This is a genomic window from Micromonospora maritima (assembly GCF_902825405.1).
GTDB lineage: Bacteria > Actinomycetota > Actinomycetes > Mycobacteriales > Micromonosporaceae > Micromonospora > Micromonospora maritima.
Window position 1 is genome coordinate 1 of the sequence record NZ_CADEAU010000202.1, and the last position, 9,412, is coordinate 9,412.

The window sequence follows — 9,412 nt, forward strand, 5'->3', positions numbered from 1 at the left end:
GGCGCGGCGGGCGACGCCGGCGCGCCGGAGATCGGGTGCCCGGCGCGTGCCTGCTGGGAGAGCGCGAGCTTGGCCTGGCGGGCGACGCTCGCCAGCGCGGCGGCGCTGGGCCAGCGGGCCGCCGGATCCTTGGCCATCGACCGCTCGACGATCGCGCGCACCTGGGGCGGGATGTCGGCGGGGAGCGGCCGGGGTGCGTCGCGTACGTGCTTCATGGCGATCTCGAGGGGATTGTCCCCCTCGAAGGGACGCCGGCCGGCCAGGCACTGGTAGGCCACCACGCCGAGCGCGTAGACGTCGGAGGCCGGGGTGGCGACCGCGCCGGTGGCCTGTTCCGGAGAGATGTACGAGGCGGTGCCGAGCACCGAGCCGGCGGCGGTGAGCTGGCCGACCAGGTCGGAGCGGGCGATGCCGAAGTCGGTGAGCACCAGCGTGCCGTTCGGCCGCACCAGCAGGTTGCCGGGCTTCACGTCCCGGTGCACGATGCCCTTCTCGTGCGCCGCGTGCAGCGCGTCCGCGGCCTGGGCCAGCAGCGCCATGGTGCGGGCCGGGGTGAGCCGGCCGACCCGGCTGAGCGTGGCGGAGAGCGCGTCACCCTCCACGTATTCCATCACCAGGAAGGCGATCTGCTGGTCGCTGCCGAAGTCGTAGACGTCGACCACGCCGGGGTGGTTGATGGTGGCCATGGTCCGCGCCTCGCCGCGGAACCGCTCGGCGAAGCCCGGCTCGTCCAGCAGCGCGGGGAGCAGGCTCTTGACCGCGACGGTACGGCCCAGCACCTGGTCGGTGCCGCGCCAGACGTCGCCCATGCCGCCGCTGGCGATCCGCTCGTCCAGGCGGTAGCGGTTGCCGAGCTGCACACCCGGGCTGAGCACGTCAGCGCCTCCCGGAGTCGGCGATGGCCGCCGCCATGATCCGGCCGGCGATCCGGGCCGCCTCGGCGCTGCCGCCGCTGCCGGCCTGCTCCAGCTCGACGCAGACCGCGGAGAGCGGGGTGCCGTCCTTGTCCAGGGCGAAGCCGATGAACCAGCCGTGGTCAGGCGTGTCCGGGCCGGACTGGGCGGTGCCGGTCTTGCCGCCGACCACGTAGCCGTCGATGGCGGCCCGCTCGCCGGTCCCCTCCTTCACCACGTTCTGCATCATCGACCGCAGGTCGGCCGACACCTGGCTGCTGACCGGGCGGCGCAGCTCGCGCGGCTTGGCGGCGTCGTAGACGGTGGTGCGGTCCGGGCCGAGCAGCTGCTTGACCAGGTACGGGCGCATCTGGCTGCCGTCGTTGGCCACCGCGGCGGCGATCAGGGCGCCCTGCAACGGCGTCATCCGCACGTTGTTCTGGCCGATCGACGACTGGGCGAGCGCGGCCGGGTCGGTGCCGCCGTCCGGGTTCTGCATGTCGCCGGTGCGGCTGGCCGCGACCGGCAGGCCACCGTCACCGTTCTGCCCGACGGTGAGGTCCTCCTGCTCGAAGCCGAACTGCCGGGCCTTCTCCTTGACCTTGTCCGCGCCGAGCCGCACGCCGAGCTGGGCGAAGCCCGTGTTGCAGGACTTGGTCACCGCCTCCCGCAGGGTGACCTGCGACTGGGGACAGATCGACGGTGCCGCGTTCTTGATCGGCACCCCGGCGCCCGGCGCGGTGTAGCTCGGCCCGGCCGGGATCTGGGTCTGCTGGCCGATGCCGTTCTCCAGCGCCGCCGCGGCCATGACGATCTTGAAGGTGGAGCCCGGCGGCAGCACCTCGGACAGCGCCCGGTTGGCCAGCGGCCGGTCCTTGTCCTTCTCCAGCGCGTTGTAGGCCCGGTCGGCCTCCGTGCTGTCGTGGCTGGCCAGCGGGTTCGGGTCGAAGCTCGGCATGGAGACAAGCGCCTGCACCGCACCGGTACGCGGGTCGATCGCGATCGCCGCGCCCTTGGTGGCACCCACCTGGTTGTCGTTGAGCTGCTTGTACGCCGTCTCCTGGGCCCGCTTGGAGAGCGTCAGCAGCACGTTGCCGCCACCGGTCTCGTCACCGGTGAACATGTCCTTGATCCGGTTGGCGATGAGCGCGTCGCTGGTGCCGGCGAGGAAGTCGTTCTCGATCCGCTCGATGCCGCTGGCGCCGCCGTTGACCGGCTTCCAGCCGAGCACGTGCGCGTACGTCTTCCCGCCCGGATAGGTGCGCTGGTACTTCAGCTCACCGCCGGTCTCCTTGCTGAGCGCGTACGCGGTGCCGCCGACCTCGATGTTGCCGCGCTTGCGGTCGTACTCGGCGACCTGGACCCGACCGTTGTAGTCGCTGGTGCGGTATTCGTCGGCCTTGTAGGCCTGGATCCAGTTCAGGTTCGCGAAGAGCAGCCCGAACAGGACCATCACGACCACACCGACGCGGCGCAGGGGTGCGTTCACGGCCGGATCACCTCCGTCGGGGCGCCGTGCAGCTGCTCGGGCGGACCGCCGGCGGGCCGGGCGGCCGGGCCACCCCCGCCGGTGACCGGCCGGCGGGCGCCGTCGGACACCCGCAGCAGCACCGCGATCAGCAGCCAGTTCGCCATCAGCGAGGAGCCACCGGCGGACAGGAACGGGGTGGTCTGGCCGGTCAGCGGGATGAGCTTGCTGATCCCGCCGACGATGACGAAGACCTGGAGGCCCAGGGTGAACGCCAGGCCGCCGGCGAGCAGCTTGCCGAACGAGTCCCGCACCGCCAGCGCGGCGCGCAGGCCCCGCTCGACGATCAGCAGGTAGACCACCAGCAGCGCGGAGAGACCGAACAGGCCGATCTCCTCACCGATGCCGGCGAAGATGAAGTCGGTCTGCACCTCGGGCAGCAGCGTCGGCTGGCCACCGCCCGGCCCGGCGCCGAACAGGCCACCGGTGCCGAGCGTGAGCAGGCCCTGGACCAGTTGGTAACCCCGGTCGTAGGGCTCGGCGAACGGGTCCAGCCAGATCTGCGCCCGGTCGTAGAAGTTGGCGAACGGCCCGCCCACGGTGCTGCCCAGCACGTACGCCAGGTAGGCGCCGCCGAAGAACAGGAGCAGACCGATGAGCAGCCAACTGACCCGCTCGGTGGCGATGTAGAGCGTCACCACGAACATGCCGAAGTAGAGCAGCGAGGTGCCCAGGTCCTTCTCGAAGACCAGCACCAGGAGGCTGACCAGCCAGACCACCAGCACCGGGCCGAGGTCGCGCCCGCGCGGGAAGTCGATGCCGAGCACCCGCCGGCTGGCCAGCGACAGCACCTCGCGCTTGCGCACCAGGTAGTAGGCGAAGAACGTGAGCAGGGCCAGCTTGGCGAACTCACCCGGCTGGATGGAGAAGCCACCGATCCGGATCCACAGCTTCGCGCCGTTGATCTCGGAGAACCGCCCCGGCAGCACCGCCGGGATCATCACCAGCACGATGCCGGCCAACCCCAGGGTGTACGCGTAGCGGGACAGCGTGCGGTGGTCGCGCAGGATCGCCAGCAACCCGGCGGCCAGCACCACCGCGGCGAGCGTCCAGGCGAGCTGCCGGCCGCCGGTGCCGGCGAAGATGGCCAGGTCCGCCCGGTCCGCCGGGGCGGCCTGCGCCAGGTCGTAGCGGCGCAGGAAGCCGACGCCGATGCCGTTGAGCAGCGCCACCGCCGGCAGCAGGGCCGGATCGGCGTACGGCGCCAGCCAGCGGATCACCAGGTGCAGCCCCAGGAAGACCAGTCCCAGCGCGGCGGCCGGGATCCAGAAGTCCGGGGTGACCGTGTCCAGCGCCTTCGCCTCGACCATCGCCGCGTACGCCGCCACCAGCACCATGGCGAGCAGGAGCAGGGACAGTTCGGCGTTACGCCGGGACCGGGCCAGGCGTACGCCGGACTGCTCGCCCGTCGAGGCGGGCGAGGCTGCCGGTACGGCGGCTGCGGTCACGGATGAGTCCTCAGGATCGAGCCGACACTCACTCCGGCGACCGGCAACCGGCGGGATCGGCCGGCGCGTCGGTGTCGGAGGGTACGGCGTCGGGCGTGGTGGTCGACGTCGGCGTGGGCGTCGGCGTGCCGGCCGCCGGGGTCGGCGGGACGGCGCTGCCGGTGATGACCGGGGTCAGCGCTCCGGCCGTCGTCGCCGGCGTCGGGCTGGCCGGACCGGCCGTGGGGCCGGGCGGGCAGAGCGGCTTGAGGTTCGGGTTGGCCGGGTCGTCGCTGGTCAGCTCGGCCAGCCGGCGCTCGGCGTCCGGTTCGCTCTTGGCCTGGATGCCCTGCTTCACCCGCTCCTGCGCGGCAAGCGTCAGGTCGTCGAGCCGTGCCGGGCTGCGCTCGTGCACGTTCGACAGGTCGAGCCCGGCGACCTGCCCGGGCACGCCGCGGAAGACCGCGAGCTGACCGTCGTCGGTGGCGCCGACGTAGAACTGCCGCTGGGTGTAGCTCCAGCCACCGAAGACACCGCCGGCGACGATGACCGCCAGCGCGAGCGCCATCGCGGCGGTGCGCAGCGGGTGCCGCCGGCGCCGCTCGGGCTCGTCGTCGCGGGTGTCGACCGGCTCCTCGGGCGCCGGCGGCCGGGGCGCGGACAGCGCCGAGGCACGGGCCGCCGGGGTCGAGTCGTCGGCGGAGGTCGCCATGCCCCGGTCCCGGGCGGCGGCGCCGCCGACGATCGGGGACGCCTCCACGATGTCGTGGTCGGTGGCGTCGGCGATGATCACCGTGATGTTGTCCGGACCGCCGCCGCGCAGCGCGAGCTGGACGAGGCGCTCCACGCACTGCTGCGGGTCGGTGTACTCCCGCATGGTGTCGCCGATGGTGTCCGCGCTGACCACGCCGGAGAGCCCGTCGGAGCAGATCAGGTAGCGGTCGCCGGGCAGCACCTGACGGACGCTGTACTCCGGGTCGATGTCGCGGCCGTCGAGCGCGCGGGTGAGCAGCGAGCGCTGGGGGTGGCTGCTCGCCTCCTCGGCGCTGATCCGGCCCTCGTCGACGAGCATCTGGACGTAGGTGTCGTCCTTGGTGATCTGCGCGAACTCGCCGTTGCGCAGAAGGTAGGCCCGCGAGTCACCGATGTGGACCATCCCGAGCTTGCTGCCGGAGAAGAGGGTGGCGGTGAGCGTCGTGCCCATCCCCTCCAGCTGCGGGTTGGCGTCCACGGTGTCGCGGAGCTGCTGGTTGGCGGTGCCCACGGCGGAGCGGAGCGCGTCGACCAGGGCGTCACCGGGGACGTCCTCGTCGAGCGGCGCCATGGCACCGATGACGATGTTGCTGGCGACGTCACCGGCGGCCATGCCGCCCATGCCGTCGGCCACGGCGAGCAGCCGCGGTCCGGCGTAGACGGAATCCTGGTTGCCGTCTCGGATCAGACCGCGGTCGCTGTGGGCCGCGTAGCGCAGGGTCAGAGTCATGGCCGTAATTCGAGGGAAGTGCGGCCGATCCGGATCGGCACGCCGAGGGGGACGGGGGTTGGTCCGGTGACCTTAGCGCGATCCAGGTAGGTGCCGTTAGTCGATCCGAGGTCCTCGACGTACCACTGCCCGTCACGCGGCACGAGCCGGGCGTGTCGCGCCGAGGCGTAGTCGTCGGTGATCACCAGGGTGGAGTCCTCCGCCCGCCCGATGGTGATCTGGGCCTCGCCCAGGGTGATCCGGGTGCCGGCCAGCTGACCCGCGGTGACCACCAGTTGGTGGGCGGCCCGACCCCGCTTGGCCTTGGCCGGCTTCCCCGCCGGCGGCGCTCCGGTGGAGGCGCCGACCCCGCGCGGCGCGGCCACCAGTCGACCCGACCGGGCCCCGGCGAAGAGGTCCCGACGGATCACGCCGACCACCGTGAACACGAAGATCCACAGCAGGATGAGGAACCCGAACCGGGCGACGGTGATGACGAGCTCCGGCAACGGGGATCAGCCGTCCACGCGGAAGGTCAGCGTCGTCGTGCCGAGCTGGATCATGTCGCCCGGGTTGAGGGCGACCGCCGAGACACGCTGGCCGTTGACCATGGTGCCGTTCGTGGAGCCCAGGTCGGTCAGCACGACCTGGCCGCCGTCGAAGTCGAGCCGGGCGTGGCGCCGGGAGATGCCGACGTCGGGCAGGCGCAGGTTCGCCTGGTCGCCACGGCCGATCACGGTCGAGCCCATCTGGAGCGGGTAGGTGCGGCCGTCGCCGGAGACCAGGCGGACGTTGCGACCGCCGCCGTGGCCGGGCGGGGGGCCGTAGCCGCCACCCTGGTCGTAGGCCGGGTAGGCCGGACCGGCGTCGTAGCCGCCCGGCGCGGAGACCGGCGCCACGTCGCCGCCGGTGTAGACCTCGGCGGTGACCCGGAACATGCCGGTGTCCAGTCCCTCACCACGTTCGACCTCGACGATCACGTCGCCGTAGACCGTCCAGGCCTGCTCGCCGATGAACTCCGCCTGCGACTGGGCCAGCTCCTGGGCCAGCGCGGCGGCGTACGGCGCCAGCCGACTGTGGTCGTAGGGCGAGAGATCGATCACGTAGCGGTTGGGCACCAACGTGCGCCCACCGGCCAGGATCGCCTTGTGCGCCTCGGCCTCCCGCTGCATGGCGTTGAGGATCTCCACGGGGTGGACCACCCCTTTGAAGACCTTGGCGAAGGCCCCCTCGACCAGGCCTTCCAGACGCTTCTCGAAGCGTTGCAGCACGCTCACCGGCTCCTCCTCGGGTCCCGAGGCAATGATGGTATCCGGACACCGCCTCCGCAGCTCACACGCCGCTCGGCCGGCTGCCGTCGGCCCGTTCGTGACCAGGCCCGCGAGCGTGCTACAGTTTCGCCCGCCACGAGCGGTGACCGTTCGTGGCGTGACCAGTGGACAGCGTAATATGTCCCGACACCCGCCGCAGATGGGCGGGCGAGGGATGCGATATGGTGTTCCAGGTCGTGCCACGGGGATGTGGCGGAATGGCAGACGCGCACGGTTCAGGTCCGTGTGTCCGAAAGGACGTGGGGGTTCAACTCCCCCCATCCCCACCAGAACGAGGGCTCCGCAGGCTGCGGGGCCCTCGCGCCGTATCGGGGCGTACCGGACGTCACGCTATGCTCCGATGGTTTCCCTGCCTCCTATGGACCAGGAGTGGCGTGTGAGTGTCGCGTTGGTGACCGGTTCGGGCGGTCTGATCGGCTCCGAGGCGGCCCGGCACTTCGCCGGCCTCGGTCTCGACGTGGTCGGCATCGACAACGACATGCGGCGGTACTTCTTCGGCGAGGACGGCTCGACCGCCTGGAGCCTCGACCGCCTCGCCGCCGACCTCGGCACCGCGTACACCCACCACGCCGTCGACATCCGTGACCGGGACGGCCTGGAACAGGTCTTCAAGCGGTACGGCCGGGACATCGCGGTGGTGATCCACAGCGCCGCCCAGCCGAGCCACGACTGGGCCGCCAAGGAGCCGTACACCGACTTCGACGTGAACGCCGGCGGCACGCTCAACGTGCTGGAGAACACCCGGCGGCACGCGATCGACGCGCCGTTCATCCACTGTTCCACCAACAAGGTCTACGGCGACCGGCCGAACTCGCTCCCGCTGGTCGAGCTGGAGACCCGCTACGAGCTGCCCGAGGACCACCACTGGTACGACGGCATCACCGAGGACATGTCGATCGACGAGTCGCTGCACTCGATCTTCGGCGCCTCGAAGGTGGCCGCGGACGTGATGGTCCAGGAGTACGGCCGCTACTTCGACATGAAGACCGCCTGCTTCCGGGGCGGCACGCTGACCGGGCCGGCGCACTCCGCGGCCGAGCTGCACGGCTTCCTGGCGTACCTGATGCGGTGCGTGATGGAGGGCCGGACGTACAACCTCTTCGGCTACAAGGGGAAGATGGTCCGGGACGCGATCCACTCCCGGGACGTGCTCACCGCGTTCGAGGCGTTCTTCCGCGAGCCGCGCTCCGCCCAGGTCTACAACCTCGGCGGCGGCCGGCACTCCAACACCTCGCACATCGAGGCGTTCCGGATCGCCCAGGAGATCACCGGCCGCGAGGCGCAGATCAACTACGTCGAGCAGGCCCGCACCGGCGACCATCAGTGGTACGTCAGCAGCATGGCCCGGTTCGAGGAGCACTACCCGGCCTGGAAGATCACCTACGACGTGCCGATGATCCTCCGGGAGATCTACGAGGCGAACGTCGACAAGTGGGTGCCGAAGCCATGACCGCCGACACCAAGCGCAACGTGCTCGGCGTCGGGGTCGACGCGACCGACTACGACCGGGCCACCGAGGCCGTGGTCGCGGCCGCGCACGAGCGCCGCCCGATGGCGCTGACCGCGCTGGCCGTGCACGGCGTGATGACCGGGGTGCTCGACCCGGCGCACAACGCCAGGCTCAACTCGTTCGACGTGGTCACCCCCGACGGGCAGCCGGTGCGCTGGGCGCTCAACCTGCTGCACGGCGCCGGCCTCACCGACCGCGTCTACGGCCCGGAGCTGACGCTGCGCGTGCTGTCCCGGTTCGCCGACGAGGGGCTGCCGGTCTATCTCTACGGCTCCACCGAGGAGACGCTGGCCCGGCTGGTCCCGGCGCTGGAGCGCCGGTTCCCGGCACTGAAGATCGCCGGCGTCGAGCCGTCCAAGTTCCGCGCGGTCGCGCCGGGCGAGGACGCCGAGATCGCCGACCGGATCCGGGCCAGTGGCGCCCGCCTCGTTCTGGTCGGGCTGGGCTGCCCCCGGCAGGAGGTCTTCGCGTACGCGATGCGACCGCTGCTGGACATGCCGCTGATGGCGGTCGGCGCGGCATTCGACTACCACGCCGGCCTGCTGCGCAACCCGCCCCCGTGGATGCAGCGCGCCGGGCTGGAGTGGTTCTGGCGGCTCGGCCTGGAGCCGAAGCGGCTGTGGCGCCGCTACGTCATCCTCAACCCGGCCTACCTGGCCCGGTTGGCGGCGCAGAAGACCGGCCTGTGGAAGGCCACCCCGCCGGCTCCGGCCACCGGCCGACCCGCCACCTTCGACGTCTGACCCGACGACGTCCGGCGGCCACCCGTGAGGGGGACCGCCGGACGCCGGTGGGAGAGGTTGGCTGCGGTGGCGCCGGCCGCCCGGGTGAGGCTCCGGGAGACCGATCGACCCGATGCTAGGTCGCCGGAACCGCCACTGTGAACATTCCGGAACCGCCATACCGCCGGTGCGATGACCCCTACGGGAACGCGTACCGGGGGAACCGGGGGGTCGTCCCCGATTCGTCGGACACCGAACTGGGCAAGGCTGGGTCCATGGATGACCGTCTCGCCGTGCTGCTTCCCGTCGCCGCCGTCTGGCTGGCCGCCGGCCTGGTCGCCGAGGGGCTGCCCGGGCTGGACCGGGCCCGGGCGCTGCGTCGGCGTACCGGATGGTTGTCCGCCCTGGTGCTGACCGGCCTCGCGCTCACCGCGGCGGTCCTGGCCGCGGGCCTGCAGAGCGCCGGTGACACGGCGGTCGACCGGGCCGCCGCCGGGCTCGCCCTCGCGGCCCTACCGGCCACGGTCGTCGCGGCGTGC

At 71.9% G+C, this 9,412-nt stretch carries 8 protein-coding genes, 1 tRNA gene and 1 pseudogene; 4 read left to right on the forward strand and 6 right to left on the reverse strand.

Going from position 1 to position 9,412, the window contains the following annotated elements; all coding sequences use genetic code 11:
• The 6 genes from HUW36_RS18260 to HUW36_RS18285 all read right to left on the reverse strand — a co-directional run.
• On the reverse strand, window positions 1–875 hold an 875-nt coding region (locus HUW36_RS18260; RefSeq protein WP_174529282.1), incomplete at its 3' end, for a serine/threonine-protein kinase.
• Between the two features lies 1 nt (window position 876).
• Complete coding sequence (locus HUW36_RS18265) at window positions 877–2,382, reverse strand: peptidoglycan D,D-transpeptidase FtsI family protein (protein WP_174529283.1); 1,506 nt, start codon at window positions 2,380–2,382, stop codon at window positions 877–879.
• Window positions 2,379–3,869, reverse strand: coding sequence for an FtsW/RodA/SpoVE family cell cycle protein (locus HUW36_RS18270; RefSeq protein WP_174529284.1), 1,491 nt, complete (start codon window positions 3,867–3,869; stop codon window positions 2,379–2,381). Before HUW36_RS18270 ends, HUW36_RS18265 begins: the two co-directional genes overlap by 4 nt.
• Window positions 3,870–3,897: 28 nt before the next feature.
• The gene (locus tag HUW36_RS18275; RefSeq protein ID WP_174529285.1) at window positions 3,898–5,331 is read right to left on the reverse strand and encodes a PP2C family protein-serine/threonine phosphatase; all 1,434 of its coding nucleotides are present in this window, start codon (window positions 5,329–5,331) and stop codon (window positions 3,898–3,900) included.
• Entirely contained in the window at window positions 5,328–5,819 is a 492-nt protein-coding gene (locus tag HUW36_RS18280) for an FHA domain-containing protein FhaB/FipA (protein WP_091566091.1), read from the reverse strand. Before HUW36_RS18280 ends, HUW36_RS18275 begins: the two co-directional genes overlap by 4 nt.
• A 6-nt stretch (window positions 5,820–5,825) precedes the next feature.
• Entirely contained in the window at window positions 5,826–6,614 is a 789-nt protein-coding gene (locus tag HUW36_RS18285) for an FHA domain-containing protein (protein ID WP_026267912.1), read from the reverse strand.
• A 210-nt stretch (window positions 6,615–6,824) separates the two neighbouring features.
• Between HUW36_RS18285 and HUW36_RS18290 the strand changes: the two genes are divergently transcribed.
• The 4 genes and pseudogenes from HUW36_RS18290 to HUW36_RS18305 form a co-directional block, all read left to right on the forward strand.
• Window positions 6,825–6,910 (forward strand) — tRNA-Leu (locus HUW36_RS18290).
• Between the two features lie 71 nt (window positions 6,911–6,981).
• Window positions 6,982–8,091 (forward strand): NAD-dependent epimerase/dehydratase family protein, encoded by a 1,110-nt coding sequence (locus HUW36_RS18295; RefSeq protein ID WP_172967882.1) that lies wholly within the window; start codon window positions 6,982–6,984, stop codon window positions 8,089–8,091.
• Window positions 8,088–8,894 (forward strand): WecB/TagA/CpsF family glycosyltransferase, encoded by an 807-nt coding sequence (locus HUW36_RS18300; protein WP_174529286.1) that lies wholly within the window; start codon window positions 8,088–8,090, stop codon window positions 8,892–8,894. Before HUW36_RS18295 ends, HUW36_RS18300 begins: the two co-directional genes overlap by 4 nt.
• A 254-nt stretch (window positions 8,895–9,148) precedes the next feature.
• Window positions 9,149–9,412 (forward strand): annotated as a pseudogene (locus HUW36_RS18305) (hypothetical protein); the annotation flags it as partial.

Bases quoted from the DNA above. Each gene is read 5' to 3' on its own strand.
- HUW36_RS18275 (WP_174529285.1), bottom strand. From the start codon at position 5,331: ATGACTCTGACCCTGCGCTACGCGGCCCACAGCGACCGCGGTCTGATC.
- HUW36_RS18295 (WP_172967882.1), top strand. From the start codon at position 6,982: ATGGTTTCCCTGCCTCCTATGGACCAGGAGTGGCGTGTGAGTGTCGCG.
- HUW36_RS18300 (WP_174529286.1), top strand. From the start codon at position 8,088: ATGACCGCCGACACCAAGCGCAACGTGCTCGGCGTCGGGGTCGACGCG.